This window comes from Erythrobacter sp. RANMB8, from assembly GCF_056848235.1.
Genome location: NZ_JBREHG010000011.1, coordinates 47,640 through 72,158, shown reverse-complemented (window position 1 = coordinate 72,158; position 24,519 = coordinate 47,640). Strand labels below are relative to the sequence as shown.

The 24,519-nt window shown below is 66.0% G+C and carries 32 protein-coding genes; 11 read left to right on the top strand and 21 right to left on the bottom strand.

Features of this window, described 5'->3' with window-relative positions:
• Window positions 1–183 precede the first annotated feature (183 nt).
• Together ACU0AG_RS12510 and ACU0AG_RS12505 are read left to right on the top strand one after the other, a co-directional pair.
• Window positions 184–648, top strand: a complete 465-nt coding sequence (locus ACU0AG_RS12510; RefSeq protein WP_482782615.1) for a hypothetical protein — start codon at window positions 184–186, stop codon at window positions 646–648.
• Complete coding sequence (locus ACU0AG_RS12505) at window positions 645–1,334, top strand: Crp/Fnr family transcriptional regulator (RefSeq protein ID WP_482782614.1); 690 nt, start codon at window positions 645–647, stop codon at window positions 1,332–1,334. Before ACU0AG_RS12510 ends, ACU0AG_RS12505 begins: the two co-directional genes overlap by 4 nt.
• Before the next feature lie 96 nt (window positions 1,335–1,430).
• Here the strand turns inward: ACU0AG_RS12505 and ACU0AG_RS12500 are convergent, their stop codons facing one another.
• The 16 genes from ACU0AG_RS12500 to coxB form a co-directional block, all read right to left on the bottom strand.
• Window positions 1,431–1,868 carry a hypothetical protein gene (locus tag ACU0AG_RS12500; RefSeq protein ID WP_482782613.1) on the bottom strand — a complete coding sequence of 146 codons (438 nt, stop codon included), beginning with the start codon at window positions 1,866–1,868 and terminating at the stop codon, window positions 1,431–1,433.
• A 70-nt stretch (window positions 1,869–1,938) separates the two neighbouring features.
• Window positions 1,939–2,385: a molybdenum cofactor biosynthesis protein MoaE gene (locus ACU0AG_RS12495; RefSeq protein WP_482782612.1), complete on the bottom strand. Its 447-nt coding sequence runs from the start codon at window positions 2,383–2,385 to the stop codon at window positions 1,939–1,941.
• A 4-nt stretch (window positions 2,386–2,389) separates the two neighbouring features.
• Window positions 2,390–2,629 carry a MoaD/ThiS family protein gene (locus ACU0AG_RS12490; protein ID WP_482782611.1) on the bottom strand — a complete coding sequence of 80 codons (240 nt, stop codon included), beginning with the start codon at window positions 2,627–2,629 and terminating at the stop codon, window positions 2,390–2,392.
• Between the two features lies 1 nt (window position 2,630).
• Window positions 2,631–3,698 (bottom strand): GTP 3',8-cyclase MoaA, encoded by a 1,068-nt coding sequence (moaA, locus tag ACU0AG_RS12485; RefSeq protein WP_482782610.1) that lies wholly within the window; start codon window positions 3,696–3,698, stop codon window positions 2,631–2,633.
• Entirely contained in the window at window positions 3,688–4,008 is a 321-nt protein-coding gene (locus ACU0AG_RS12480; protein WP_482782609.1) for a Rossmann fold domain-containing protein, read from the bottom strand. Before ACU0AG_RS12480 ends, moaA begins: the two co-directional genes overlap by 11 nt.
• Before the next feature lie 4 nt (window positions 4,009–4,012).
• Window positions 4,013–4,399: a dihydroneopterin aldolase gene (locus tag ACU0AG_RS12475; protein WP_482782608.1), complete on the bottom strand. Its 387-nt coding sequence runs from the start codon at window positions 4,397–4,399 to the stop codon at window positions 4,013–4,015.
• Between the two features lie 140 nt (window positions 4,400–4,539).
• Window positions 4,540–5,439: an RsmD family RNA methyltransferase gene (locus ACU0AG_RS12470; RefSeq protein WP_482782607.1), complete on the bottom strand. Its 900-nt coding sequence runs from the start codon at window positions 5,437–5,439 to the stop codon at window positions 4,540–4,542.
• Window positions 5,439–6,854, bottom strand: a complete 1,416-nt coding sequence (gene thrC, locus ACU0AG_RS12465) for a threonine synthase (RefSeq protein WP_482782606.1) — start codon at window positions 6,852–6,854, stop codon at window positions 5,439–5,441. Before thrC ends, ACU0AG_RS12470 begins: the two co-directional genes overlap by 1 nt.
• An 11-nt stretch (window positions 6,855–6,865) precedes the next feature.
• A complete protein-coding gene (locus ACU0AG_RS12460; protein ID WP_482782605.1) occupies window positions 6,866–7,435 on the bottom strand; it encodes an SURF1 family cytochrome oxidase biogenesis protein in 570 nt (189 codons plus the stop codon).
• Window positions 7,432–7,773, bottom strand: coding sequence for a DUF983 domain-containing protein (locus ACU0AG_RS12455; protein ID WP_482782604.1), 342 nt, complete (start codon window positions 7,771–7,773; stop codon window positions 7,432–7,434). Before ACU0AG_RS12455 ends, ACU0AG_RS12460 begins: the two co-directional genes overlap by 4 nt.
• 96 nt (window positions 7,774–7,869) lie before the next feature.
• Complete coding sequence (locus ACU0AG_RS12450; protein WP_482782603.1) at window positions 7,870–8,739, bottom strand: cytochrome c oxidase subunit 3; 870 nt, start codon at window positions 8,737–8,739, stop codon at window positions 7,870–7,872.
• 28 nt (window positions 8,740–8,767) lie between these two features.
• The gene (locus ACU0AG_RS12445; protein ID WP_482782602.1) at window positions 8,768–9,367 is read right to left on the bottom strand and encodes a cytochrome c oxidase assembly protein; all 600 of its coding nucleotides are present in this window, start codon (window positions 9,365–9,367) and stop codon (window positions 8,768–8,770) included.
• The gene (locus ACU0AG_RS12440) at window positions 9,367–9,498 is read right to left on the bottom strand and encodes a hypothetical protein (protein WP_482782601.1); all 132 of its coding nucleotides are present in this window, start codon (window positions 9,496–9,498) and stop codon (window positions 9,367–9,369) included. Before ACU0AG_RS12440 ends, ACU0AG_RS12445 begins: the two co-directional genes overlap by 1 nt.
• Window positions 9,495–10,421, bottom strand: coding sequence for a heme o synthase (locus ACU0AG_RS12435; protein WP_482782600.1), 927 nt, complete (start codon window positions 10,419–10,421; stop codon window positions 9,495–9,497). The genes ACU0AG_RS12440 and ACU0AG_RS12435 overlap by 4 nt, the downstream gene beginning before the upstream one ends.
• Before the next feature lie 83 nt (window positions 10,422–10,504).
• A complete protein-coding gene (ctaD, locus tag ACU0AG_RS12430) occupies window positions 10,505–12,214 on the bottom strand; it encodes a cytochrome c oxidase subunit I (RefSeq protein WP_482782599.1) in 1,710 nt (569 codons plus the stop codon).
• 48 nt (window positions 12,215–12,262) lie between these two features.
• Window positions 12,263–13,297 carry a cytochrome c oxidase subunit II gene (gene coxB, locus ACU0AG_RS12425; RefSeq protein WP_482782598.1) on the bottom strand — a complete coding sequence of 345 codons (1,035 nt, stop codon included), beginning with the start codon at window positions 13,295–13,297 and terminating at the stop codon, window positions 12,263–12,265.
• A gap of 246 nt (window positions 13,298–13,543) precedes the next feature.
• Here coxB and pyrE point away from each other — a divergent pair, with 246 nt between their 5' ends.
• The 7 genes from pyrE to ruvX all read left to right on the top strand — a co-directional run bounded on the left by pyrE (window position 13,544) and on the right by ruvX (window position 18,145).
• Complete coding sequence (gene pyrE / locus ACU0AG_RS12420; protein ID WP_482782597.1) at window positions 13,544–14,125, top strand: orotate phosphoribosyltransferase; 582 nt, start codon at window positions 13,544–13,546, stop codon at window positions 14,123–14,125.
• The gene (locus ACU0AG_RS12415) at window positions 14,122–14,877 is read left to right on the top strand and encodes a pyridoxine 5'-phosphate synthase (RefSeq protein ID WP_482782596.1); all 756 of its coding nucleotides are present in this window, start codon (window positions 14,122–14,124) and stop codon (window positions 14,875–14,877) included. Before pyrE ends, ACU0AG_RS12415 begins: the two co-directional genes overlap by 4 nt.
• A complete protein-coding gene (locus tag ACU0AG_RS12410) occupies window positions 14,874–15,158 on the top strand; it encodes a pyridoxal phosphate biosynthetic protein (protein WP_482782595.1) in 285 nt (94 codons plus the stop codon). Before ACU0AG_RS12415 ends, ACU0AG_RS12410 begins: the two co-directional genes overlap by 4 nt.
• Before the next feature lie 64 nt (window positions 15,159–15,222).
• Window positions 15,223–15,624, top strand: coding sequence for a holo-ACP synthase (gene acpS, locus ACU0AG_RS12405; protein ID WP_482782594.1), 402 nt, complete (start codon window positions 15,223–15,225; stop codon window positions 15,622–15,624).
• A 13-nt stretch (window positions 15,625–15,637) separates the two neighbouring features.
• Window positions 15,638–16,513, top strand: coding sequence for a signal peptidase I (gene lepB, locus ACU0AG_RS12400; protein WP_482782593.1), 876 nt, complete (start codon window positions 15,638–15,640; stop codon window positions 16,511–16,513).
• Window positions 16,514–16,532: 19 nt separating this feature from the next.
• Complete coding sequence (locus ACU0AG_RS12395) at window positions 16,533–17,678, top strand: DUF3089 domain-containing protein (protein ID WP_482782592.1); 1,146 nt, start codon at window positions 16,533–16,535, stop codon at window positions 17,676–17,678.
• Window positions 17,660–18,145 carry a Holliday junction resolvase RuvX gene (ruvX, locus tag ACU0AG_RS12390; protein WP_482782591.1) on the top strand — a complete coding sequence of 162 codons (486 nt, stop codon included), beginning with the start codon at window positions 17,660–17,662 and terminating at the stop codon, window positions 18,143–18,145. Before ACU0AG_RS12395 ends, ruvX begins: the two co-directional genes overlap by 19 nt.
• On the opposite strand, the gene ACU0AG_RS12385 is transcribed toward ruvX, so the two are convergent.
• Genes ACU0AG_RS12385 through ACU0AG_RS12375 form a run of 3 tightly spaced genes read right to left on the bottom strand, consistent with a single transcriptional unit; the run spans window position 18,142 to window position 20,177 of the window.
• Window positions 18,142–19,047 (bottom strand): transposase, encoded by a 906-nt coding sequence (locus tag ACU0AG_RS12385; protein WP_482782590.1) that lies wholly within the window; start codon window positions 19,045–19,047, stop codon window positions 18,142–18,144. The two genes, ruvX and ACU0AG_RS12385, sit on opposite strands and share 4 nt — an antisense overlap.
• Complete coding sequence (locus ACU0AG_RS12380) at window positions 19,047–19,988, bottom strand: hypothetical protein (protein WP_482782589.1); 942 nt, start codon at window positions 19,986–19,988, stop codon at window positions 19,047–19,049. Before ACU0AG_RS12380 ends, ACU0AG_RS12385 begins: the two co-directional genes overlap by 1 nt.
• A gap of 21 nt (window positions 19,989–20,009) precedes the next feature.
• Window positions 20,010–20,177 (bottom strand): hypothetical protein, encoded by a 168-nt coding sequence (locus tag ACU0AG_RS12375; RefSeq protein ID WP_482782588.1) that lies wholly within the window; start codon window positions 20,175–20,177, stop codon window positions 20,010–20,012.
• Between the two features lie 130 nt (window positions 20,178–20,307).
• Here ACU0AG_RS12375 and ACU0AG_RS12370 point away from each other — a divergent pair, with 130 nt between their 5' ends.
• Together ACU0AG_RS12370 and ACU0AG_RS12365 are read left to right on the top strand one after the other, a co-directional pair.
• Window positions 20,308–20,787 (top strand): PaaI family thioesterase, encoded by a 480-nt coding sequence (locus ACU0AG_RS12370; protein ID WP_482782587.1) that lies wholly within the window; start codon window positions 20,308–20,310, stop codon window positions 20,785–20,787.
• Complete coding sequence (locus ACU0AG_RS12365; RefSeq protein WP_482782586.1) at window positions 20,780–21,172, top strand: PaaI family thioesterase; 393 nt, start codon at window positions 20,780–20,782, stop codon at window positions 21,170–21,172. Before ACU0AG_RS12370 ends, ACU0AG_RS12365 begins: the two co-directional genes overlap by 8 nt.
• A 109-nt stretch (window positions 21,173–21,281) precedes the next feature.
• On the opposite strand, the gene ACU0AG_RS12360 is transcribed toward ACU0AG_RS12365, so the two are convergent.
• Together ACU0AG_RS12360 and cobS are read right to left on the bottom strand one after the other, a co-directional pair.
• Window positions 21,282–23,459: a transglycosylase domain-containing protein gene (locus ACU0AG_RS12360; RefSeq protein WP_482782585.1), complete on the bottom strand. Its 2,178-nt coding sequence runs from the start codon at window positions 23,457–23,459 to the stop codon at window positions 21,282–21,284.
• 48 nt (window positions 23,460–23,507) lie between these two features.
• Window positions 23,508–24,488 carry a cobaltochelatase subunit CobS gene (gene cobS, locus ACU0AG_RS12355; RefSeq protein ID WP_482782584.1) on the bottom strand — a complete coding sequence of 327 codons (981 nt, stop codon included), beginning with the start codon at window positions 24,486–24,488 and terminating at the stop codon, window positions 23,508–23,510.
• Window positions 24,489–24,519: the final 31 nt, after the last annotated feature.

Here is a 24,519-nt window from a genome sequence, read left to right as displayed (position 1 = left end):
CCCCGTCAAAGATGGGTGCCGTTAGGTGAAAGGCGCCGCCAAGTCAACGCCTGACCGCCGTGAAACATCACCAAAAGGTCTGGTAGAGGATTCTGACAGCCGGCTTTGCCATTTGCAGGTGTCATGGTAACGAGACATGGGATTTTTATGCAAGTCGGGATGAAAACTTCTGCTTTTGCAGGTTTGCTGCTGTCTCTTTCCGCCTGTGCGGGGAGCGACGGGCGCTATCCCTCGCTGGCGCTGCGGCCGTTCGAAACCGGGACGGCCAGCGCCCCACCCGCATCGCCGCCTGCCCCGATTCGCCCTGCGACCGACCCTGCCACGCTGGCTGACCTGCGCGCCCGCGCAGCGAGTGCCCATGCCGCCTTCATGGCAGCGCGCGACAGCACCGCCCGACTCGCCCGCGCCGCTACCGGCCAGCCGCTCGAAAGCCGCCAGCGTGCTGCGGCGCTGGTGGCGATGGCCGATCTCGCGTCAAAGCGCGGTGCCACCGTTGCGGTGCTGGCCGATCTCGATGTGCTGCGGGCCGGGGCCGATACCGCGCTCGCCCCCGATCCGGCGATCGCGGCGGCTCAGGCGGAAGTCACCGCGCTGATGGTGCGCGAGGACGAGGCGCTGGCGCAATTGTGGGAGATAATGGGATCATGAACCTCGCGTGCAGCACCTGTCCGGTGAGAGAGACGGCCGCCTGCGCGGTGCTGACCCCCGAGGAGCGCGACGCCATGGCCGCCGCCGGGCGCACCCGCGTGCTGAAGCGCGGCGAAATGCTGTTCGCCGCCGGGGACGAGGAAGCCGCCTGCGCCACGCTGCTCAGCGGCGCGCTCAAGGTGTCGGCGGTGGATGCCGATGGCAATGAACAGATCCTCGCGCTGGTCCATCCTGCGGGCTTCATCGGCGAGCTGTTCGCGCCCTTTGCCCATCACGATGTGGTGGCGCTGACCGAAAGCCGCCTGTGCACCTTCGCCCGCCGCGATATCGAACGCGCGATCGAGGATTACCCCGCCCTCGCCCGCGCCCTGCTGCGCCGCAGCCAGGCCGATCTCCTGGCGACGCGCAATCTGCTCGAACTGACCGGCCACGCCAGCGCCGAGGCGCGGCTGGCGGCGCTGCTCCACGATTTCGCCGCTGCGGCGAGCGAAAGCTCGTGCCATCTGGCGCAGCATTTCGAACTGCCGCTGACCCGCGGCGAGATTGCCAACATGCTCGGCCTCACCATCGAAACGGTCAGCCGCAAGCTGGGCGAGCTGGAAGACATGGGCGCGATCCGGCGCGAGGGCAAACGCGGCATCGCGCTGCGCGATCCGGAACTGCTGCACGAGATTTCGGGAAGGTAAGGTTTCGGGGCGGGTGGTCTGCGCCACCGAAGGTGGCCCCAAAGAAGGTTTCGGGGCGGCATCATGGGAGAGGGATGCCGCCCCGAGGGGAGCTTGTCAGGTCACAATCGCGGCGATCACCGCAATCGCGAGGCCCCAGCACACCAGCAGCACGGGCAGCACCAGCACCTGCGCGCTCGCCTCGCCCGCGCTCAGGCGGCCGGTGTTGGTCATGATCCCGCGGGTCTCGAATTCGCCCAGCGTCTGCGGCTGCGACACATTGCCCTTCAGCCGCGTCCACACCGCCGGAACCCCGAAAAACGCCGCGATCAGCAGCACGATGATCGCCATCGGGATCGCCAGCACCGGATTGGCAAAGGCGCTGCCGACGATCACCAGAAAGCCGAGATAGCAGGCAATCGTCGCGCCATAGAGCGCGGTGGGAAGGCCGAAATTGCGATCCGCCTCGACCTGATGGCGCACCGGCGCATCAGCGGGCAGATCGACAACGCGGGCATCCCCGCGGGCGATAAGATTGTGGACGATATGGCTCATGGGTGATCCTCCGTAATGTTGGACGGAGAATTACCGGGCGAGGCGCACCGGTGCCTTGATCGGGATCAAATCAGTTTTGCCAGCGCGCCAGATCGCTGTGATCCTGTGCGCGCGGTTCGATCCAGTGCCACCCGTCAGCGCGCTTCTCGCGCTTCCAGAACCACGCGGCGCTTTTGAGGTGATCCATGCAGAAATCGACCGCATCGATCGCATCGCGGCGATGCAGCGCGGCCGCCGAGACGCAGACGATCGGCTCGCCCGGGCGCATCATGCCGACGCGGTGGACCATGAGGAGGCCCATCAGTTCGAAGCGTTCGAACGCCCGGTCGGCCAGTTCATGCATCCCCGGCAGGGTCAGCGGTTCGTAATAGGTGAGCTCCAGCGCCTCGACCCCCTGATCGTAGCGCACCTCGCCCACGAAGGTGCACACCCCGCCCAGCCCCGGATTGGCCTGCGTGAAGGGGCCGATCAGCGTGCCGGGAATGAACATCTGGTGGAGCAGGCGAATGTCGCGCACGGCCTCAGCCCCCCGATACCGGCGGGAGCAGCGCGATCTCGTCGCCATTGGCCGCCTGCAAGGCGGCCTTGTCGGCCAGGAGCGCACCGTTCACCGCCACGCGGTTGCGCGGGTCGGCAATGGCTTCGGCCAGCGCCGCTGGCAGCGCCTCTGCCAGCCCCGCCCAGTCGAGCGGGCCGGCCACTTGCAGCACCGGCGCACCGCCGAGATCGGCGAGCTTGCCCAGCAGAACCACGGTGATCACCCTATCCCCCCGTCATCGACATATGCCGCGGCAGTGCCGGATCGGCCCCGCGCCTGTCCATGCGGAAATGGTGCTTTTCGGGCTTTATCCGCAGCGCCTCGTCCAGCGCGGCGGCGAGGTTTGCCTCCGGCGCGTCAGACCGCAGCGCGGCGCGCAGGTCCACCCGCTCGCCCCCGCCAAGGCAGGGGTAGAGCTGCCCCGTCGCCGTCACCCGCAGCCGGTTGCAGCCCGAACAGAAATTGCCCGTGTGCGGCGTGATGAAGCCGAGCCTGCCACCGGTCTCGGCCACCTCGACATAGCGCGCCGGGCCGCCGGTGGAGTAGGCAATGTCCTTCAGCGTCCAGCGCGCTTCCAGCTGGCGGCGCACATCATCGAGCGGCAGGTATTGATCGAGCCGTTCCTCCTCGACATCGCCGAGCGGCATGACCTCGATCAGGGTCATGTCATGCCCCTGCGCGTGCGCCCATGCGATCAGATCGGGCAGCTCGCCCTGGTTGACGCCCTTGAGCGCCACGGCATTGAGTTTGACCTTCAGCCCTGCCGCCTTGGCCGCCGCGATCCCTTCGAGCACCTGCGGCAGGCTGTCGCGCCGGGTCAGCGCGGCAAAGCGTTCACGGTCGAGCGTGTCGAGCGAGACATTGACCCGCCGCACGCCCGCCCTCGCCAGCGCTTCGGCATGGGTCGCCAGCTGCGTGCCGTTGGTCGTCAGCGTCAGTTCGGCCAGATCATGCCCCAGCCTGCGGCCAAGCGCGCTGAACAGGTCGATGATGTCGCGCCGCACCAGCGGCTCCCCGCCGGTGATGCGGATCTTGGTCACGCCGCGGGCGATGAAGCCGGTGGCGAGATCATAGAGTTCCTCAAGGCTGAGGACCTCCTTCTTGGGCAGGAAGGTCATGCGCTCGGGCATGCAGTAGGAACAGCGCAGATCGCAGCGGTCGGTGACTGACAGGCGCAGATAGGTGATGCGGCGCTGAAAGCTGTCCACCAGCGGCGGCGGTGCCTCTGCCGGATCGCGCAGCAGGATCAGATCGGGCTTGCGGGGCGCGTGGATGGGCACATCATTGGTCATGGCATGACAGATACTGGCCTGTCACCCCCGGTGCATCTGCCAAAAAGCGCAGCGTCGCGGCCAGCGACTCGCCCGCATGGCCTGCGACGACATTGACCCGCTTGGGCGCGGCCTCGCGCGCCAGATCGCGCGCCAGCGCCAGCCGCCAGTCGCGGTGATCATGTGCGGCGGGCGGCAGGATGATGACCAGCGCGGTGCAATCGGCCTCGGCCAGCATGGCGCGGGCGGCGGGCAGGTGAAACGCCATGAAAGCGGCGCCCGCATCCAGTGCGCCGTCGGGCAGCAGTCCGGCTTCGATCTGCCGCTGCACCCGGTCAGGCCCCGTGGCTGGCGGGACGTTCGCGGTGCAGGGTGATCCCGATCTGCTCACCCGCCTCGGCAATCGCCAGCTTGACGATCTTGACCGTCACCGCCTGAACCTTCGCATCCTGCACGAACAGGGTCTGGCAGATGTGATCGGCCACCGCTTCGATCAGGGTGAAATGCACGCCCTTGGGCAGGCCGTCGCCCGCCGCGAACTTCAGGTCCATGTAGTTCTTCGAGGCATCGAGCGGGGTTTCGGGATCATAGCGCTCTGCCACGGCATAGCGCGCCGCGATCGAAATGCGCAGCGGCTGGGGCTTGCCGGTCTCCTCGGAATAGATGCCGGTGAGGACATCGACGACGAGATCGTTGACTTCAAGGGTAAGGGTATCGGTCATTGCCGCGCCCGTTGGCAGGATGGGGCACTTAAGTCCAGTCTAGGCTCGCGCCCACCCCCTGCCCCTCCCGCAAGCGGGAGGGGAGCGAGACTTGGCGAACCGAAGGTGAGCCTAGTCGCAGCGGGGTGGGCCTGCGCCTGTCAGACGTTCGACCAGCGGGCGAAAATCGCAGTGGGCAGCAGCCTGCTGCACCCCGGTTCCTTGGCCCCTTCCTCGCGCACGGCAAGGTCGCCGTGTTCGATCCGGCCCGGCAGCGCCCCAAGCGCCTCATGCAGCAGGCCCGCAATCGCAAGGCTGCTCATCCGCACGGCATAGACGGTGAGGAACAGGAAGCGGCTATCCGCGTCGAGCAGCTTCGCGCAATCGGCGATCAGGCCGGGGAGATGCTCTTCCAGCCGCCACACCTCGCCATCCGGCCCGCGCCCGAACTTGGGCGGATCGAGGATGATCCCGTCATATCGTCTGCCGCGCCGCACCTCGCGCGCGGTGAATTTCGCCGCATCGTCGGTCAGCCAGCGGATCGGGCGATCGGTCATGCCAGACAGCGCGGCATTCTCGCGCGCCTGCGCCACGGACTTCTTCGAGGCATCGACATGGGTGACCTTGCCGTGCCGCGACAGCGCGAGCGTGCCAAGGCCGGTATAGCCGAACAGGTTGAGCGTCTCCGCGGCGTCCATCCCTTCGAGCTGGCCGCGCATCCAGTCCCACACGGGGGCCATGTCGGGGAAGAATTGCAGGTGGCGGAAGGGCGTGGGGCGGGCGGTGAAGCGGACCTCGTTCCACGCCAGCTCCCAGCCTTCGTCGGGCAGTCGTTCGGTGAAGTTCCAGCGCCCGCCGCCGTCCTCGTCGGAACCGGGGATGAATTCGCCTGCCGCCTGCCAGTCCTCGCGGCGCGGCTGCCACAGGGCCTGCGGTTCGGGACGGATGAAGCTGTGCGGGCCGAACGCCTCCCACTTGCGCCCTGCCCCGCTGTCGAGCAGGCGGTAACCATCCCACCCCTCGCAGGTCATCACCAGCGGTTGCTGGACGAGGTCGGCCATCAGCCCTTCGCGCCCGCCGCGTGCGCCAGCACATAATCGCGGGTGGTGGCATAATCGCCGGCGAGTTCGGTGAAGGCCTCCTCGCGCCCGAACAGGTCGCCCACGCGGGCGGGCAGCGCCGGGCGCACGCCGATGGCGCGTTCGACCGCGTCGGGGAACTTGGCGGGATGCGCGGTGGCGAGCGTCACCAGCGGCACGCCCGCAGGCACGGTCCCCGCCGCCGCTACCGCCAGCGCGCAGTGCAGGCCGACACCTGTGTGCGGATCGATCACCTGCCCCGCATGGCGCCATGCCCATTGCAGGGCGCGCGCGGTTTCGACCTGATCGGCCCGCGCCGAGGCGAACAGGGCCGAAGCGCCCTCCGCCTGCGCATTGGTGAGCTGCATCGCCTTCGATGCTTCGAAAGCGCGCATCTGCTCCACCATCGCGGCGCCATCACGCCCGCCGGCGTCAAACAGCAGGCGTTCGAAGTTCGAGGACACCTGAATGTCCATCGAAGGGGTAATGGTCGGCGTGACACCGCCTGCGGAGTAATCCCCGTTCGACAGGGCGCGGTGGAGAATGTCGTTGATGTTGGTGGCAACGATCAGGCGTTCGATCGGCAGCCCCATCTTTGCGGCGACATAGCCTGCGAAGACATCGCCGAAATTGCCGGTGGGGACGGAATAGGCCACCGTCCGGTCGGGCGCGCCGAGTTGCAGCGCGCTGGCGAAGTAATAGACCACCTGCGCCATCAGCCGCGCCCAGTTGATCGAATTGACCGCGCCGAGGTTGAGCCGCCCCGTGACGTCCGCATCGGTGAACATCCGCTTCACATGGGCCTGCGCATCATCGAAGCTGCCTTCGATCGCGAGGTTGTGGACATTGGGCGCACGCACCGTGGTCATCTGGCGGCGCTGCACATCGCTGACCCGCCCCTTGGGGTGGAGCATGAAGATTTCGACCCGGTCGAGCCCCGCCACCGCCTGAATCGCGGCAGAACCCGTGTCTCCGCTGGTCGCGCCAACGATGGTGAGCTTTTCGCCCCGGCGTTCGAGGAAGGTCTCGAACAAACGGCCGAGCAGTTGCAGCGCGACGTCCTTGAAAGCGAGCGTCGGGCCATGGAACAGCTCCAGCAGCCAGTGCTGCGCGTCCATCTGCACCAGCGGGGTGACCGCGGCGTGGCCGAAATCGCCATAGACCTTGTGGCAGATCGCGGAGAGCTCGTCGTCGGTGAGGCTGCCCGCGACGAAGGGCGCCATGATCCGCGCGGCGAGATCGGGGTAGGCCAGCCCGCGCATCGCCCGGATCTCTGCCTCGCTGAAGCGCGGCCACTGGTCAGGCAGATACAGCCCCCCGTCGCTGGCGAGGCCTGCCAGGGTCACCCCTTCGAAATCGAGCGCCGGTGCGCTGCCGCGTGTCGAGACGTATTGCATGGGGGCGCGGGTTAGCGCCGCTTGCGGCGCAATGCCAGCACGTAGATGACGAGCGCGGTCAGCGCGAAGAAGAACCACTGCCCGGCATAGGCCAAGTGGTTGTTGGGCAGATCGCCGGGATCGGGGGCTGCAAGAGGTTCAAGCCCGGCCTGCGGCGTCTCTGCGACAAGGCGGATGGTCTCGCCGTAGGTGGCAAGCCGTCCCGTAACAGGTCCGCCCTCCCACTGCGGCGCGTCAGGTGAGCGCGACCAGCCGATGGTCACATCTGCAACACCCTTACCCGCATGGCTGCACCGTGCGACATGCACCCAACCCGAGCGGCCCGTGGCCGATTTGCCGGAAATCGGATCAATGCCGCGCACCACGTCGCAGTCGATCGTCGTGCGGCGGAACAGGGAGTTCTCATAATCGGCAGGCATCGGCCAGGGCACTTCGGCATTGTCCCGCAAGGCCGCCTCGTAGCGCGCAATCAGCGCCTCTTTCTCGGCCTTGCGCCCCAACTGCCACACGCCCAGCGCAATCATCGTCGCCACCGCCGCCAGCACGATGATTGTCGGGATGATGGGGATGCGGCGCGTCATTCAGCGCGTTCCTCGTATTGGTGATAGACCCACATGGTCTTGTAGAACCGCAAGGCCCCGATGACGCTCCCCACCGTCACCGGCCCCCAGAACAGGACGCTGGCCCACAGCGGTGGCCTCAGCCATTCGTCAACGCCCAGCGCGGCGAGGATCAGCACCAGCGCCAGCAGCATCGTCAGGATGCCGACAAACCGCCCGCCGCGCTCCAGCTTGCGGAAATCCAGCCCGCACTTGGCGCACTCATCTGCCAGCGCAGCAGGCGCGGCGAACAGGGTCTTGGCGCCGCAGCGGGGGCACAAACCGGAAAAGGCAGCCCGGAAAAGCGAAGGGTGGGCCATTTCAGGACCCACCCCCAACCCCTCCCGCAAGCGGGAGGGGAGCGAGACTTGCCGAGCCGCAGGCGAGGTTAGTCGCAGCGGGGTGGGCAGCCTCCATCAGTGGTATTCAGCGCCCCAGCCGCCCCACACGTAGATGGCGACGAACAGGAACAGCCACACCACGTCAACGAAGTGCCAGTACCACGCCGCCGCTTCGAAGCCGAAGTGCTGGCGCGGGGTGAAGTGGCCCTTGTAGGCGCGGAACAGACACACGGCGAGGAAGATGGTGCCGATCGCCACGTGGAAGCCGTGGAAGCCGGTCGCCATGTAGAAGGCCGAGCTGTAGGTGTTGCCGCCGAAGCCGAACGGCGCGACCGCATATTCATAGGCCTGGATGCAGCTGAACAGCACGCCCAGCGCAATCGTCGCCCACAGACCCTGCTTGAGGCCCTCGCGGTCGCCATGGATCAGCGAATGGTGCGCCCAGGTCACCGTGGTGCCCGAACACAGCAGGATCAGCGTGTTGAGCAGCGGCAGCGCGAAGGGATCGAGCACCTCCATCCCTTCGGGGATGAAGCTCGCAATCGCCCCGGCCTCGCCGAACAGGCTGGTGGTGGTGCCGGCCGCCGCGTCATAGGTCAGCGGGGTCGGGAACAGCGCGAAGTCGAAGAAACTCCAGAACCAGCCGACGAAGAACATCACTTCGGACGCGATGAACAGGATCATGCCGTAACGCATGTGCAACTGCACCACGGGGGTGTGATCGCCGCGCTCGGCTTCGATCACGATGTTCTTGAACCACATGAAGAAGGTGGCGATCAGGCCCGCAAGGCCCGCCCACATCACGAAACTGGCGGCATTGCCGAACAGCGCGGGGTGCCAGCTGAGCACCATGCCGCTGGTGAAGGTGAGCGCCGAGATCGAGCCGACCAGCGGCCAGATATCGGGTTCGAGAATGTGGTAATCGTGGTTTGCCTTGCCAGCCATTGGTCGTTCCCGTCCCTAGGATGTGCGATTAATTCGAGCCTTCGGGCGCCGCTGCTAGCGGCTCCTTCACGCGGTGGAAAGTGTAGCTGAGCGTGATTTGCTCCACGCCAGCCATGTTCGGATCATCCAGCATCGCCGGATCGACGAAATAGAGCACCGGCATGGTCACTTCCTGCCCCGGTGCCAGCGTCTGTTCGGTGAAGCAGAAGCACTGGATCTTGTTGAAATACTTGCCCGCCTGTTCGGGGGTGACGTTGAACGTCGCCATGCCGGTGACAGCTTTCGAACCTTCGTTCTTCGCCACATAGGTCGCGATGTCACGCTCGCCGATGGTGACGGTGTCGGTCGCCTGCGAAGGGCGGAAGGTCCACGGCATATCGCTCGACGCGGAGGCATCGAAGCGGATCGAGATTTTCTGCCCCGTGGCCAGAGCCGCCGCGTTGGCGGCCTGCGCCTCGGTGGCGGTCATGGTCGTGCCGCCGAATCCGGTGACCTGACAGAACAGGCGGTAAAGCGGCACCGAGGCATAGCCCAGCCCCAGCATCGCGCAGGCACCCGCAAACGCCATCAGCCCGACACGCAGGTTGCTGCGTGCGGTCTGGCTATCGGTCTGCGGAAGCGTGGCCATCAGCCCTGCCCTCCGATGCGCACCATGGTGATCGCATAGAACAGGATCACGAAGAACAGCAGCGTGCCGGCCACCACCCAGTTGCGCGCCTTGCGGCGGCGGGTGAATTCGGCCTCTTCTTCGGGCGTCATAGGGTCCACCCCTGATAGGCGGCCACACGGTCCGCCACGAGGGCTGCGAACAGCACGAAGAGATAGACGATCGAGAACTTGAACAGCTTCTTTTCGGGCAGCATCGCGTCGGCCTCTGCCCGCATACGGGTAAAGACCGGCATGGCGAGCGCCACGAACAGCGCCGAAAGCACCACCGCAACCGAGCCGTAGATCCAGCTTGTCCCGCCGATGGCCCAGGGCGCAATTGCGATCGGGGCCAGCAGCAGGGTGTAGCCCATGATCTGGCGACGCGTGGCCTTCTCGCCCGCAACCACCGGCAGCATCGGGATGCCGACCTTCGCGTAATCGGTCTGCACGAACAGCGCCAGCGCCCAGAAATGCGGCGGGGTCCAGAAGAAGATGATCGCGAACAGCAGCAGCGGCATGGCGGTGATCTCGCCCGTCACCGCGACCCAGCCAATCAGCGGCGGAAAGGCGCCCGCGCCGCCACCGATGACGATGTTCTGCGGGGTGCGCGGCTTCAGCCACATGGTGTAGATGACAGCGTAATAAATGATCGCGCCCAGCAGCAGCGCCGCCGCCAGCCAGCCCACCGCCAGGCCCATCAGCACGATCGACACGCCGGAAAGGAAGATGCCGAAATCGCGCGCATCCTCGCGCCGCATCCGCCCGCCGGGCAGCGGACGGCTCATGGTGCGCTTCATTCCGGCGTCGATATCGGCTTCCCACCACATGTTCAGCACCGCCGATCCGCCCGCGCCCATGGCGATGGCAAGGATTGCGGTAAAGGCGATCACGGGGTGGATCGAACCCGGCGCGGCCAGCACGCCGCAGATCGCGGTGAAGATCACCAGCGTCATCACCCGCGGCTTGGTCAGCGCGAAGAAATCACGCCATTCCGTCGGGAGCATCGCGGCGCTCTTGGGTGCTGTGCTTGCCATCGTGTTCCAGGTTCCATCGGCAAGGAGCGCGACCGGTTCAGCCGCGCTCCTGCCCTTGTGTCATGCTCCGGTGAGGGAGCCGATCAGGCCGTCACCGGACGGTGATCGTGGTAGTCGTGCGCATCCGTGATGACGGGGAGCGTTTCGAACTGGTGGTAGGGCGGCGGGCTCGGCAGGGTCCATTCGAGCGTCGTCGCACCTTCGCCCCACGGATTGGCTTCGGCCTTCTTGCCGGCGACCAGCGCGTAGAGGATGTTGACGAAGAAGAACACCATCGAACCGGCCATGATGTAATACCCGAAGGTGCTGATTTCATGCCAGTAGGTGTAGGCTTCCGGATAGTCGGGGTAACGACGCGGCATGCCCTGCATCCCGAGGAAGTGCTGCGGGAAGAAGATCACGTTCACGCCGACGAAGAAGGTCCAGAAGTGGATGTGCGACAGCAGTTCGGAGTGCATCCGGCCGCTCATCTTCGGGAACCAGTAGTAGAAGCCCGCGAACATCGAGAACACGGCGCCCATCGACAGCACGTAGTGGAAGTGAGCCACCACGTAGTAGGTGTCGTGCAGGTTGTCGTCGATCCCGCCGTTGGCCAGCACCACGCCGGTCACGCCGCCCACGGTGAACAGGAAGATGAAGCCCAGCGACCAGACCATCGGCGACTTGAAGCTGAGGCTGCCGCCCCACATCGTCGCGATCCAGCTGAAGATCTTCACGCCGGTCGGCACAGCGATCACCATGGTCGCGGCGGTGAAGTACATCTTGGTGTTCACGTCGAGGCCCACGGTGTACATGTGGTGCGCCCAGACAATGAAGCCGACGACGCCGATCGCGACCATCGCGTAGGCCATGCCAAGGTAACCGAACACCGGCTTCTTCGAGAAGGTGGCAACGATCTGCGAGATCATGCCGAAGCCCGGCAGGATCATGATGTAGACTTCGGGGTGACCGAAGAACCAGAACAGGTGCTGATAGAGCACCGGATCACCGCCACCGGCCGGATCGAAGAAGGTGGTGCCGAAGTTGCGGTCGGTCAGCAGCATGGTGATGGCAGCGGCCAGCACCGGCAGCGCGAGCAGCAGCAGGAAGGCGGTAACCAGCACCGACCAAACGAACAGCGGCATCTTGTGCAGGGTCATGCCCGGCGCGCGCATGTTGAAGATGGTGGTGATGAAGTTGGTCGCACCCAGGATCGAGCCGGCACCCGAAAGGTGCAGCGAGAAGATCGCGAAATCGACCGCCGGGCCAACCGAGCCCGAAGTCGACAGCGGGGCATAGACCGTCCAGCCGGTGCCCGCGCCGGGGCCGGAGCCGCCGGGAACGAACAGCGAGAACAGCAGGCTGAAGAAGCCCGCCACGGTCAGCCAGAACGACACGTTGTTCATGCGCGGGAAGGCCATGTCCGGTGCGCCGATCATCAGCGGCACGAACCAGTTGCCGAAGCCGCCGATCATCGCCGGCATGACCATGAAGAACACCATGATCAGGCCATGCGCGGTGATGAACACGTTCCACATGTGCAGCGCGGTGTTGAGATCGTTCCCGCCGCCCATGAATTCGGCCCACCACTGCAGGTACTGGATGCCGGGCTCGGCGAGTTCGACGCGCATGATGCCCGAAATGCCGCCACCGATGATCCCCGCGATGATCGCGAAGATCAGGTACATCGTGCCGATGTCCTTGTGGTTGGTGGACATGAACCAGCGGGCGAAGAAGCCCGGCTTGTGATCCGCATGATCGTGGGCGTCGTGCCCGTGATCATGGATATCGAAGCCTTCTGCGGTGGTAGCCATTTGCAGATACTCTCTGATGTTATTCGTTCAAACGTCTTGACGCGGAGCTCAGCCGGCGACCGGCGCAGCCGCTTCGGCCGGGGCCGGCGCCGCTGCCGGAGCAGCTTCCTCGGCGCCCGGCATCGAGCCGCCCTGCGACTTCACCCACTCGGCAAACTGCTCGGGGGGCAGCGCCTCGATGGCGATGGGCATGTAGGCGTGACGCGCGCCGCACAGTTCGGAACACTGGCCGTAATAGACGCCCGGCTCCTTGATGGTCAGCAGCTTTTCGTTGAGACGGCCCGGCACCGCGTCCATCTTGAACCACAGCGACGGCACCGCGAAGGCGTGGATCACGTCGGTGGCAGTGGTCTGGATGCGCAGCGGCACGCCGGCAGGCACGACCATGCGGTTATCGACCGCCAGCTGGCCCGGCTCGCCACGCTTCAGCGCTTCTTCCTCGGGCAGCATGTTCGAGATCACTTCGATCTCGCCGTGATCGGGGTAGGTGTAGCCCCAGTACCACTGGTAGCCGGTCGCCTTGATGGTGACCGCGTCCGCCGGCGGGGTTTCGTACTGGCGGGCCAGCAGCGTGATCGAGGGCACGGCGATGATTACCAGGATGATCACCGGAACGATCGTCCAGACCACTTCGATCATGGTGTTGTGCGTGGTCTTCGAAGCGACCGGATTGGACCGGCGATTGAAACGCACCACCACGTAGAGCAGCAGGCCGAGCACGAACAGGCTGATGAAGGTGATCACCGGCAGCAGGATCGCGTCGTGCATCCACAGCGCATAGGCGCCGTTATCGGAATACTGGTCCTGGAAGGTCAGGCTCTTCATCGCATCATCCTGATACGATGTCGGCATGCCCTTGCCCTTGGTCGGAGCCATCGGGGTGTAGGAGCCCGCAGTCTCGGTCGAGGCCGCAGCCACCGCCTCGACTGTCGCGGCATCGGGCGCGGTGGCCTGCGTGGCGACCGACGTGGCCGCCGCCTCGACAGCAGCAGGAGCGGGAGCGGCGGCGTCCTGCGCCGCAACGGTCATCGGCGCAAACGCCGTCAACCCGGCAGCCAGAACTGCCAGAATAGCCTTTTTCATACGGGTGTGCCTCTGACCCATTATCATGTGCCCAAGTGGTTCGAATCTGATCCCATACTGCCCGCAGTCCGGCCCCCTCGGATCGGTATGCATGACAGCGTTTGGCCAGCCCATAGGCCAGCTTCATCCTCGCCCTTAGCCGCGCTTGCCGAGTGCCTCAAGCGCTTCTAGGGAGAAAATTATGCAAGCCTCCATGTTTGCCGCGCAAGTCGGCATTTTCCCCTTTGTATTCCGAGGAGTTCGCCCGTGACCGAAGATGAAGTGCTGGCCGAATTCCGCGCCTCGGGTGCATTGCTCGAAGGCCACTTCAAGCTGTCTTCAGGCCGCCATAGTGGACATTACCTGCAATGCGCCCGCGTGCTGATGAACCCCGCCCGCGCTGCCCGGCTGGCCGAAGCGGTGGTCGCAGGCATCCCCGCGGCGGTGCGCGATTCCATCGATGTGGTGGTCTCGCCCGCGATGGGCGGGATCATCATCGGCCATGAGGTCGGCCGGGCGCTGGGCAAGGATGCACTCTTCCTTGAACGGCCCGAAGGCGTGTTCCACCTGCGCCGCGGCTTCGCGCTGGAAAAGGGCGCAAGGGTGCTGATGGTGGAAGATGTCGTCACCACAGGGCTTTCCAGCCGCGAGGCCATCGCTGCCGTAGCGCGTGAAGGCGGCGAGGTGATCGCCGAATGCGCCATCATCGACCGGTCTTGCGGTTCGGTCGATCTGGGCGTGCCGTTCTACCCGCTGCTCGCCATTGATTTTCCGACATACGACGAAAGCGACATCCCCGAGGCCTTGGCACGCGTAGAAGTGACAAAGCCCGGAAGCAGGAAAGAATGAACCAGACCGCCCATCCCCGCCCACTTCGTCTCGGCGTGAACATCGATCACGTCGCGACGATCCGCAACGCGCGCGGCGGGGATCATCCCGATCCGGTGCGCGCGGCAGAAATCGTTGCGGCCGTGGGCGGGGACGGGATCACCGCACACCTGCGCGAAGACCGCCGCCATATCCGTGACGAGGATCTGGCACGTATTCAGGCGGCGACCAGCCTGCCCCTGAACCTCGAAATGGCCGCGACGCCGGAAATGCTCGCCATCGCCTTGCGTCATAAGCCGCACGCTGCCTGCATTGTCCCCGAAAAGCGCGAGGAACGCACCACCGAAGGCGGGCTCGACGCGGCAGGGATGCACAACACGCTGGTGCCGATCTGCGAAGAACTGCGCAGTGCCGGCATCCGCGTCTCGCTGTTCATCGAGGCGGACGAGCGGCAGCTTGACGCTGCCCTGCGATTGAGCGCGCCGGTGGTGGAATTCCACACCGGCGAATATGCCCACGCCTTCCTTGATGGCGACCGCGAACGGGTGGAGCGCGAATTGCGCCGCATCACCGACATGGCTGCGCTGGCTGCCAAGAACGGGATCGAGCCGCACGCGGGCCACGGCCTCACCTTCGACAACGTCCAGCCCATCGCCGCCATCCCGCAGATCGCCGAACTCAACATCGGCCACTACCTGATCGGCGAGGCGGTGTTCGTCGGGCTTGAGGGCGCGATCCGCCGGATGCGCGAGCTGATGGACGAGGTGCGGTGAGCGAGCCTGACCTCCCTGCCCTTTCCGGCGAGCAGAAGCGCTGGGCCTTTGCCGCCGCCGGGCTGTTCCTGCTGGCGGTGGGTTTTCTGGGCTTTGCGCTCAACACCGGCGTGATGAAGGTCTTTGCGGTCGGCTGGCTGGCGCTGATGATTTTCGGCTTCGTCGGCGCAGGCCGCGTCGCCAAGGGCGACTTCGCTCACCCGCTGTTCAAGGCGCAGGTGATGCTGCACGTGGTGGCGGTCGGCTTGCTGGTGGCTGTTATCATAAGAGCGTTCAAATGAAGCGTTGCGATCAAGGAAGCGGGACCCCGGATCAAGTCCGGGGCGACGGCTTGGGGGAGCCGTCGTGATCATCGGCATGGGCAGCGACCTCTGCAATATCGAGCGGATCGGCAATTCCCTCGCGCGTTATGGCGAGCGGTTCGAGAACCGCGTGTTCACCGAGGTCGAGATTGCCAAGGCCCGCCGCCGGCCCTTCACCATTGCCGGCACCTATGCCAAGCGCTTCGCCGCCAAGGAGGCCTTCTCCAAGGCGGTCGGGACAGGGTTCAAGCGCGGGGTGTTCATGAAGGACATCGGCGTCGTCAACGCCCCCTCGGGCGCGCCGACGCTGGCGCTGACCGGCGGCGCGGCAAAGCGGCTTGAAGAAATGATCCCGGCAGGCCATGAGGCCCGCATCCACCTGACCCTCACCGATGATCACCCCTGGGCGCAGGCCTTCGTGATCATCGAAGCCATCCCTCTCTGAAGCGGCTCCATCAATGGCAACCACCGACACTACGCAACCCGCCGAAAAGGTTGACTGGATCGCGGAAATCCGCGGGCTGGCGATCATGCTGCTGGCGGTGCTCGCCTTCCACAGTCTTGTGGCCAAGCCCTTCTACATCCCCTCGACCTCGATGATGCCGAGCCTGTGGGTGGGGGACCGGCTGGTGGTGAGCAAGTATCCCTATGGCTGGTCGTGGGCCTCGGCGAGCTTCCACCTCCTCCCGCGCAGCGACACGCGCATCTGGGCGGGCACACCTGAATACGGCGATATCGTGATCCCCGTGCATCCCCTGCGCGACGAGGACTACATCAAGCGCGTGGTCGCGCTGCCGGGCGATACCATCGAAGTGCGCGGCGGGCAGATCATCCTCGACGGGGTGCCAATCAAGCGCGAGGTGGTGCCGCCGGTGCGCCTGCCGTTCGAACCCGACCTGCTGTGCCGCGGCGCGCCGTGCCTCAGCGCCTTCGAGAATTACCGCGAGACCGGCCCTGACGGGAAAGACTTTTTCGCCCCGCCCACCTGGCGCGAAACCCTGCCCAATGGCGCGACCTATCTCACCATCGATTACACCGACCAGCGGCTCGACAATTACGGGCCCTACACCGTGCCCGAAGGCCATGTCTTCGTGATGGGCGACAACCGCGACGAAAGCGCCGACAGCCGCGCTGCCGCCGAGGAAAGCGGGCTGGGCGGCGCGGTGCCCCTCGCCAATATCGGCGGACGGGCGGAGTTCATCACCTTCAGCCTCGATGGCTCCACCACCTGGAACCCGGCAAGCTGGTTCTCCAGCCTGCGCGGTGACCGGGCCTGGACCACCCTGCGCCCGCCGCAGGCCGAAGGCACTGCTGCCAAGCCTGCCGCGCAATAGCTGAAAGGCGCGCTGAGCCATGGCCCGCAAGTTCCTCTATATCGTCGCTTTCTTCATCGTCCTGTTCATCGCCGGGCGGATTGCCTACGAGCTGTTTCAGGACGAGCTGGCCCAGATCGCGCTGGTGCCTTCGGCGGAGTTTGCACCGGTCAAGCCGCTTGAAGACAACGCCTATGAAGACCCCAGGCTGTGGTATTCGCGCCCCGGCATCGGGGTGAGCGATCCGGCCCGCTGGCAGCCCGCCTATGCCAGCGATCGCGGCCTGCTGCCCACGCCTGCCGAACCGAAGCAGCGTTTTGCGGTGTTCTTCGTCCACCCGACCAGCTTCCTCAACCGGTCAAGCTGGAACGCCCCGCTGGAAAATGGCGGCGACCCCGAGGCAGAACGCATCGCCCGCATCTATCTGCGCGGCATGGCCAGCCCCTTCAACGCCGCATCGGAAATCTGGGCGCCGCGTTACCGGCAGGCCACGATGGGCGCGTTCCTGACCGACGCGACGGAAGCGACCAAGGCCATCGATGCCGCCTATGCCGATGTGCTGGAGGCCTACCGCTATTTCCTCTCCTCGATCGCGCCCGACATGCCGGTGGTGCTCGCAGGCCATTCGCAGGGCGCGCTGCATCTGAAGCGCCTGCTGGCCGAGGAAGTGCGCGGATCGCCCGTCGCCCGACGGATGGTGGCGGCCTATATCGTCGGCTGGCCGGTGAGCATGGAGCACGATCTGCCCGTCATCGGCTTCCCCGCCTGCGCCGGTGCGGATCAGGCGGGCTGCATCATGAGCTGGTCGAGCTTTGCCGAACCGGCCGATCCGTCGAGCATCCTCGGCTATTACGCCGCCTCGACCGCGCTCGATGGCGACCGGCCAGGCAATAGCGCGATCCTGTGCACCAATCCGCTGACCGGCATGTATGGCGGCAGTGCGCCCGCCAGCGCCAATCTCGGCACGCTGGTGCCCGAAGACAGCATGGAAAAGGGCGAACTGGTGCCGGGCCTTGTCCCCGCGCGCTGCGACAAGCGCGGGCTGCTGCTGATCGGCCCTCCGCCGGAAATGGGCAGCTATGTGCTGCCGGGCAACAATTACCATGTCTATGATCTGCCGCTGTTCTGGGCCAACACCCGCGCCGATGTGATCCGCCGGGCCGATGCATGGGCGGCGGCGGAGTGATCTTCGAAGACGCCCGCGCCTTTGGCGATGCGGTGGGGGATGGGGGCACGCTGCTCGGCCTCGATCTCGGCACCAAGACCATCGGCACGTCGACCTGCGATGCCGGCTGGCGCTTTGCCACCAACGGCACCACCATCAGCCGCGGCAAGTGGGGCCGGGATCGCGAAACGCTGGCCGAGCTGATCAGGACACGATCGGTGCGCGGCATCGTGCTGGGCCTGCCGCGCAACATGGACGGCAGCGAAGGCCCGCGTGCGCAGGCCTCCCGCGCCTATGCCCGCAACATGGCCGAAGCCTTCGCGCTGCCGATCCTGCTGTGGGACGAACGCTGGTCCACACAAGCCGCCGAAGCGGCGATGATCGGGCAGGACATGAGCCGCGCCAAACGCGCCGCCGCGATTGATAGCCATGCCGCCGCGGTGATCCTGCAAGGCGCGATCGACCGGCTCGCAGGCGGGGTGCTTTAGCCCGTCAACAGCGCCCGCCGCGCCCGCGCCGCGCCTGCCACCATCCGGCTCCCCGACAACTCGCCAGCCCGCCACAAGGCGTCGGCATCGGCAGCATCACACATCTGCGCCCGCGCCTCGAAACTGGCCAGCCGCATCCGGTCGCTCGGGTGGCGCGTGCCGACCCATTCGGCATAATCCAGCGCGCTTTCCGCCCCGCTCGCGACCGCGACCCGCAGAAACGCCTCGACCGCCAGCGGGTTGAGCCAGCGCGCCACCGTGCCGCTTTCCAGATCGAAGCCATACTGGTCGAACCACCCCTGCGCCGGATCGAGCCGCATGACATTGACCGAGACCGACAGGCTTTCAGGCGGCAGCTGGCTGTGCACATCGACATGGCGGCGATAAAGCATCAACTTGCCGGGAGTGAGCGTCGAACGCCCGACGAAGCGCAGCCGGGCATCCTCCCCCGGAAAGCCCGCCAGGCGCTCATAATCACACTCGTAATAGTCGCTGGCATAGCCCGGCCCGCAGTATCCCACGGTGAGAAAATCGAAATTGTGGTCATGCGCCGCACCATAGACGAAGCTGCCTGCGCCGCTGGCCTGGAACACGTGATCGCGCGGCGAGGGCCAGATCGCGGCGCGCAGGAAGGCGGCATTCGGGCGATTGTCCCGCGGGCGGCTGAGCACGATGGCCTGCGGGCCGTAGCCGCTGGCAATCTCCTCCCCGCCCCGCCCTGTCAGCCGGTCAACCAGCAGATCGCCCAGAAAGCTGCGGTTGTTCGCCAGCCGCCGCAGCCAGCCTGCCGCTGCCGCCGTGCTGGCGGGATCATCGGCATCGAAGCCGAGATCGCCCAATGCCTCGATGCATTCGGGCAGCGAGCAGGCTTCATCAGAGGGATTGTCGATCACCAGCGGCATCAGGCAGGCTCCGGCAAAAGGGCATCAAGACCGGGGTGAGCGGCGGCAAGCTGGCGTTGAAGCGCACCGGCCGGGGCCTGTAGCGGATCACCGGCGTCGCGCGCGAACGCCGCCAGCACCGCCAGACCTTTCGCCGCGTCCATCGCGATGCACTGACGCAGCGCTTCCCAGCGCAGGTCGGCCGCCTTCGACCGGTCGCGGGCCAGCGCCGCCATGGCAGGCACTGCCGCCTCATGTTCCAGCGCGCCGAGCACTGCCAGCGCCATGATCTGCTGGCTGGTGTGCTTGCAGCCGCTGATCGTCTTGATGAGGCGGCCATCGGCGAGCGCGATTTCCTGCGATGGCGCGGGCTGCGCCGCCTCGCGGGTGAGTTGCAGCACCAGCAGCGGGCGGGTGACAGCGACGATCTGGCGCGCATCCTCCCGCCCTTTGCGGTGCAGGCGGGTGCCGGGGGCAAGTCGGGCCTCCCGCGTCGCCAACCGGCCCTGTTCCCGCCGGTGGACCAGCGCAAGCCCCGCGCCTGCAATGATGATTTCGTGTGCCACGCCGTCTTCGAACAGGGCCGAAACCGGCTGCTCGCACGGCCGCTTCGCATAGGCTGCCAGCGTCAGCGCAGCGCGCCCCGATGCTGCGAGCCGCAAGCGCGCAAAGCCGGGGCTCGTCGCGTGGCCCAGCGGCACATGGGCGAGCGGCTCGGCCCGCAGCGCATCGCACAATACGGTGATGAACCCGCTCGCCAGCGCGCTTGCCGCATCATGACCGGCAATCAGGCGCGCCAGGGCTGGCAGAGCCTCAAGCGGCTCGCCGGCATCGTAACGCGCCAGTTCGCCGCGGGCAGCCTCAACTTCCGGCAGGCTGCGCCACGCCGCCAGCGCGGCTTCGGTGCGGTGCTGCGGAGCAGGCGCGCTCCGCAGCATCGCGATGGCGGGATCGACCAGCATGGCCTGCCCTCGCCCCGTGGCTCAGAACACCGGCGGCGGGGGCGGCGGCGGGATGATCTCGTAGAGATAGACCATAATCTCCACGATCCGGTCATCCGGCCCGTTGCCGGCCTGCATCACCGATCCGAACAGCGCCTGCGCGGTTTCCAGTCCGGGTATCTGGTCGAGGCTGATTTTGGGAAATTTCATCGCTTTGCTCCCCTTCGCTTGTTCGCGCCCTGCCCCTCGCAGGCCGCTTTGGCCAAAGTGACCGAGCACCGCGCTCCCGCGAAATTAAATGATTGTAACCCGCGCCCCCGCGCTCCTATGCACAGCAGCCATGAACACCCCCCCTGCACGGTTCGACGCGCGCGAGGCATCGCGCTGGTTCTTCCGCCATGGCCACACCGGCTGGCTTGGCCTCAAATTCACCGATCAAGGCGACAACTGGGTCGAACTGGAATTGCCCTGGCGCGAGGACCTGCTGGGCGACGCCAGCCGCCCGGTGCTCGCCTCCGGTCCGATCATCAGCCTGATGGACATGGCGAGCGGGATGGCGATCTGGCAGACGGCGGGCAGCTTCAATCCGGTCGCGACGCTGGATCTCAGGGTCGATTACCAGCGCCCGGCGCGCGAACGGGCGAGCGTGAGGGGCCGCGTCGAATGTTACCGCCGCACACGCTCGGCCGCCTTTGTGCGCGGCATCGCCTATGATGACGACCCGGACGATCCGGTGGCCCATGTCGCGGGCGTGTTCATGACCATCGGGGCCGATCCGCGGCAGGAAAACCCGGCCCTGCGGGGTGGCGGCGATGACTGATCCGCTGGAACTGCCCGCCTATGCCCGCTCGCTCGGCATCGGCATTGTCGGCGAGGAAGACGGGATGCCGGTGCTGTCGGTCGGTTTCGGGCCGACGGTCGAAGGCCGCCCGCAGCACTTCCACGGCGGGGCGACCGCAGGACTGCTCGAAAATGCCGGCTATGCCGCGCTGCGCACCGCGCTGCTGGCCGCCGGGCGCGATCCGCAGCTGAAGCCGATCAACATCACCGTGCAATATCTCGCCGCGGGCAAATCGCAGGCGAGCTTCGCCATCGGCCGAATCACGCGGCTGGGGCGGCGCAATGCCAATGTCACGGTGGAAGCCTGGCAGAATGACCGATCGCGCCCGATTGCGACCGCGGTGATGAATATCCTGATGGTTTAGAGTGGTTTCCGTTCGTCCTGAGCCTGTCGAAGGACAGTTCTTCTTGATTGCTGGCAGCTGAAGAAAGGGCAGGGCTTCGACAAGCTCAGCCCGAACGGTTTTTGACCAGCTAGGGCGGCGGGGTCGCGGTCGGGGCTGGTGCAGGCTGGACGACCAGTCCGCCCTCGCCCACGCGCACCTCGACTGGCACGCCTTCCTGCCTGATGGTCACGCCATTGCTTTCGATGCTGAGCGTGGCGCCATCCTGCCCAAGCGGGATTTCTCCGCCCTCGATATCAAGCTGCTGGATCGGGCCTTCGGGATCGGGCGTGTCGCTGGGTTTGGGCCGCGGCGCGGCTTCGATCTTGAGCGCCCCGCGCATGAAATCGCGCCAGATGCGCGCGGGCGTGCTGCCGCCGGTGACGTTCTTCATCGGGGTGTTGTCGTCATTGCCGATCCACACGCCCACCACCAGATCGCCGGCATAGCCCACGAACAGCGCGTCGCGGTAATCCTGCGTGGTGCCGGTCTTGCCGTAATTGGCGATGGGCAGCACCGCATTGCGCCCGGTGCCGCGGTTGATCGCGGCGCGCAGCATCGTCTCGATATCCTCGTGCGTGCCGCGTGACAGGCTGTCCTTGCGGGTGGTCAGCCAGTCCCACCAGCTCTGCTCGCCGCGCGGGAAGGCGTGGGGTTCGACCGGGTATTCGTTCGCAGCGATCCCCGCATAGGCAGCGGTCAGTTCCATCAGCGTCATCGCCGAAGTGCCGAGCGCAAGGCTGGGGTCGCCCTCTGCCATGTCGGCAGTGATGCCGAGCGAACGGGCGGTGCGGATCACCTTGTCGCTACCCACCGCCTGCAACAGGCGCACCGCGGCGACATTGCTTGATTGGGCAAAGGCATTTTCCAGCGTGATCTGGTCGGAATAGGCCCCGCGCGCATTCTTGGGGCGATAGCTGCCTTGCGTGATTTCGGTGTTGGGGATGGTATCGTCCGGCTCCCACCCGGCTTCAAGCGCGGCGATGTAGACGAAGGTCTTGAAGGTCGATCCCGGCTGGCGGCGGGCCTGCGTCACGCGGTTGAAGGGCGATTTGCCATAATCGCGCCCGCCCACCATCGCCACCACCTCGCCGTTGCGGCGCATGGCGACCAGCGCGACCTGCGCGCCGCCGAGCGGAGCGCGCGTCACCACACGGTTTGCCAGCGATTGCAGCCGCGCATCGAGCGTGGTGGTTAGCACCTGCTTCGAATAGCTCGCCTCCATCCCCTCGCGGGCGAGCGGCAGCGCCCAGTCGGCGAAATAGGTGCCGGTCGGCAGGTTATCGTCCCGCGTGCGCACATCGATGCGCGGATCGGGCAGCGCCTTGGCCTCGGCCTCGGTCAGATAGCCTTCCTCGACCATCGACTTGATGACCAGTTCCATGCGCGCCTGCGCCTTGTCGTAATGCTTCGTGGGCGCATAGCGCGAAGGTGCCTGCAACAACCCCGCCAGCATCGCCGCCTGTTCGGGCCGCAGCTTTTCGGGCTGGCGGTAGAAATAGTGCAAGGACGCGGCGCGCAGGCCGTATTGGTTGTCGCCGAAATAGGCGTTCGACAGGTAGCGTTCGAGGATTTCATCCTTGGTCAGCCAGCTTTCCAGCCAGAACGCGATCAGCGCCTCGCGTGCCTTGCGGCTGAGGCTTTGTTCGGGCGTGAGGAAGGTGAACTTGGCAAGCTGCTGGGTGATCGTCGATCCCCCGCCATATCCGGTCCACACCGCCCGGGCGATGCCGCGCGGGTCGATCCCCCAATGCGAATAGAACCGCCGGTCCTCGATCGCGATGAAGGCCTGCACCACGTGCGGCGGCAGATCGGCGACCTTGACCGGGGCTTCCACCACCGCGCCGCTGCGCGCAATCGGGGTGCCGTCACTCGCCAGCAGCGTGACCTGCGGCGGGGCAATGGGTTCCAGGCTTTTGGAAAGCGGCGCAGTGAAGGTCAGCCAGCCGATCAGCACCACGAACAGAGCAAGGCCCGCCATGATCCCGCGCCCCGTCCACCAGAGCTTCGAACGTTCGCGCCAGTAATCGCGCTGCCACCAGCGCAGGCGGCGGCGCTCCTCGATGGCGACAGCATCGTCGATCCCGGCCAGTTTGGCGTCCCACGCGGCAAAATCGGGTTTGCCCGATGGGCGCGGGCGCGGGACATCGTCCTCGTCAGGATCGACGGGCCGCATCGATTCGTAGAGCGGGTAGAAACCTGCGGGCGTGCCGGCACCCTCGTCGGCACGCGAGCGGGAAGCTTTCCAGAATCGGTCGAACAACGCCATGTCGGGGCTGTGTTATCAGCCTATGACACTGGGGAGCAAGCGGCTTGGTTAACGCTTCTTCGCCGCGCCTTCGGGCAGGTCTTCGCCGAACACGCGCTGGTAATACTCTGCCACCAGCGTGCGCTCCGCCTCGTCGCACTTGTTGAGGAAGGAGAGGCGGAAGGCGAAGCCGACCGAACCGAAGATCGCGGCGTTCTGTGCCCAGGTGATCACCGTGCGCGGGCTCATCACGGTCGAGATGTCGCCGTTGATGAAGCCCTGACGGGTCAGTTCGGCCACCTTGACCATGTCGGCAATCAGCTTGTCATCGGCCTGCGGGGTCTTGGACTTGACGATCTGCTGCTCGACGTGCGGCGCGAGGTAGTTCAGCGCGACGACGATGTTCCAGCGGTCCATCTGCGCCTGATTGATCGCCTGCGTGCCGTGATACAGCCCGCTGGTGTCGCCAAGGCCGACGGTGTTGGTGGTCGCGAACAGGCGGAACCACGGGTTGGGCGTGATCACGCGGTTCTGGTCAAGCAGGGTCAGGCGGCCATCGAATTCGAGAATGCGCTGGATCACGAACATCACGTCCGGACGGCCTGCGTCATATTCGTCAAAGGTCAGTGCGACGGGGTGTTGCAAGGCCCAGGGCAGGATGCCTTCCTTGAACTCGGTGACCTGCAAACCGTCCTTCAGCACGATCGCATCGCGCCCGACCAGATCGATACGGCTGATGTGTGCATCAAGGTTCACGCGGATCGAGGGCCAGTTGAGGCGGGCGGCGACCTGTTCGATGTGGGTCGATTTGCCCGTGCCGTGATAGCCCTGCACCATCACGCGGCGGTTGTGGGCAAAGCCTGCAAGGATCGCCAGCGTGGTGTCCGGATCGAACACATAGGCGCCATCGGTTTCAGGCACGTGCTCGTCCTTCACCGAGAAGGCGGGAACCTGCCAGTCGACATCGATGCCGAAGGTTTCGCGCACATCGATGGTGGTGTCGGGCTGGGTGGGCATGGCGCTGGCGCCGGAAGGGATCGAAGAGGTCATTGCGGCGGGACGGTTAAACATCATGGCGCGC

Excerpts from the sequence above, each read along its gene's own strand:
- ACU0AG_RS12505 (WP_482782614.1), top strand. The coding sequence starts at position 645 with ATGAACCTCGCGTGCAGCACCTGTCCGGTGAGAGAGACGGCCGCCTGC.
- ACU0AG_RS12500 (WP_482782613.1), bottom strand. The coding sequence starts at position 1,868 with ATGAGCCATATCGTCCACAATCTTATCGCCCGCGGGGATGCCCGCGTT.
- moaA (WP_482782610.1), bottom strand. The coding sequence starts at position 3,698 with ATGACCAATGATGTGCCCATCCACGCGCCCCGCAAGCCCGATCTGATC.
- ACU0AG_RS12475 (WP_482782608.1), bottom strand. The coding sequence starts at position 4,399 with ATGACCGATACCCTTACCCTTGAAGTCAACGATCTCGTCGTCGATGTC.
- ACU0AG_RS12470 (WP_482782607.1), bottom strand. The coding sequence starts at position 5,439 with ATGGCCGACCTCGTCCAGCAACCGCTGGTGATGACCTGCGAGGGGTGG.
- thrC (WP_482782606.1), bottom strand. The coding sequence starts at position 6,854 with ATGCAATACGTCTCGACACGCGGCAGCGCACCGGCGCTCGATTTCGAA.
- ACU0AG_RS12460 (WP_482782605.1), bottom strand. The coding sequence starts at position 7,435 with ATGACGCGCCGCATCCCCATCATCCCGACAATCATCGTGCTGGCGGCG.
- ACU0AG_RS12455 (WP_482782604.1), bottom strand. The coding sequence starts at position 7,773 with ATGGCCCACCCTTCGCTTTTCCGGGCTGCCTTTTCCGGTTTGTGCCCC.
- ACU0AG_RS12450 (WP_482782603.1), bottom strand. The coding sequence starts at position 8,739 with ATGGCTGGCAAGGCAAACCACGATTACCACATTCTCGAACCCGATATC.
- ACU0AG_RS12445 (WP_482782602.1), bottom strand. The coding sequence starts at position 9,367 with ATGGCCACGCTTCCGCAGACCGATAGCCAGACCGCACGCAGCAACCTG.
- ACU0AG_RS12440 (WP_482782601.1), bottom strand. The coding sequence starts at position 9,498 with ATGACGCCCGAAGAAGAGGCCGAATTCACCCGCCGCCGCAAGGCGCGC.
- ACU0AG_RS12435 (WP_482782600.1), bottom strand. The coding sequence starts at position 10,421 with ATGGCAAGCACAGCACCCAAGAGCGCCGCGATGCTCCCGACGGAATGG.
- ctaD (WP_482782599.1), bottom strand. The coding sequence starts at position 12,214 with ATGGCTACCACCGCAGAAGGCTTCGATATCCATGATCACGGGCACGAC.
- coxB (WP_482782598.1), bottom strand. The coding sequence starts at position 13,297 with ATGAAAAAGGCTATTCTGGCAGTTCTGGCTGCCGGGTTGACGGCGTTT.
- ACU0AG_RS12415 (WP_482782596.1), top strand. The coding sequence starts at position 14,122 with ATGAACCAGACCGCCCATCCCCGCCCACTTCGTCTCGGCGTGAACATC.
- lepB (WP_482782593.1), top strand. The coding sequence starts at position 15,638 with ATGGCAACCACCGACACTACGCAACCCGCCGAAAAGGTTGACTGGATC.
- ACU0AG_RS12395 (WP_482782592.1), top strand. The coding sequence starts at position 16,533 with ATGGCCCGCAAGTTCCTCTATATCGTCGCTTTCTTCATCGTCCTGTTC.
- ruvX (WP_482782591.1), top strand. The coding sequence starts at position 17,660 with ATGGGCGGCGGCGGAGTGATCTTCGAAGACGCCCGCGCCTTTGGCGAT.
- ACU0AG_RS12385 (WP_482782590.1), bottom strand. The coding sequence starts at position 19,047 with ATGCCGCTGGTGATCGACAATCCCTCTGATGAAGCCTGCTCGCTGCCC.
- ACU0AG_RS12380 (WP_482782589.1), bottom strand. The coding sequence starts at position 19,988 with ATGCTGGTCGATCCCGCCATCGCGATGCTGCGGAGCGCGCCTGCTCCG.
- ACU0AG_RS12375 (WP_482782588.1), bottom strand. The coding sequence starts at position 20,177 with ATGAAATTTCCCAAAATCAGCCTCGACCAGATACCCGGACTGGAAACC.
- ACU0AG_RS12370 (WP_482782587.1), top strand. The coding sequence starts at position 20,308 with ATGAACACCCCCCCTGCACGGTTCGACGCGCGCGAGGCATCGCGCTGG.
- ACU0AG_RS12365 (WP_482782586.1), top strand. The coding sequence starts at position 20,780 with ATGACTGATCCGCTGGAACTGCCCGCCTATGCCCGCTCGCTCGGCATC.
- ACU0AG_RS12360 (WP_482782585.1), bottom strand. The coding sequence starts at position 23,459 with ATGGCGTTGTTCGACCGATTCTGGAAAGCTTCCCGCTCGCGTGCCGAC.
- cobS (WP_482782584.1), bottom strand. The coding sequence starts at position 24,488 with ATGACCTCTTCGATCCCTTCCGGCGCCAGCGCCATGCCCACCCAGCCC.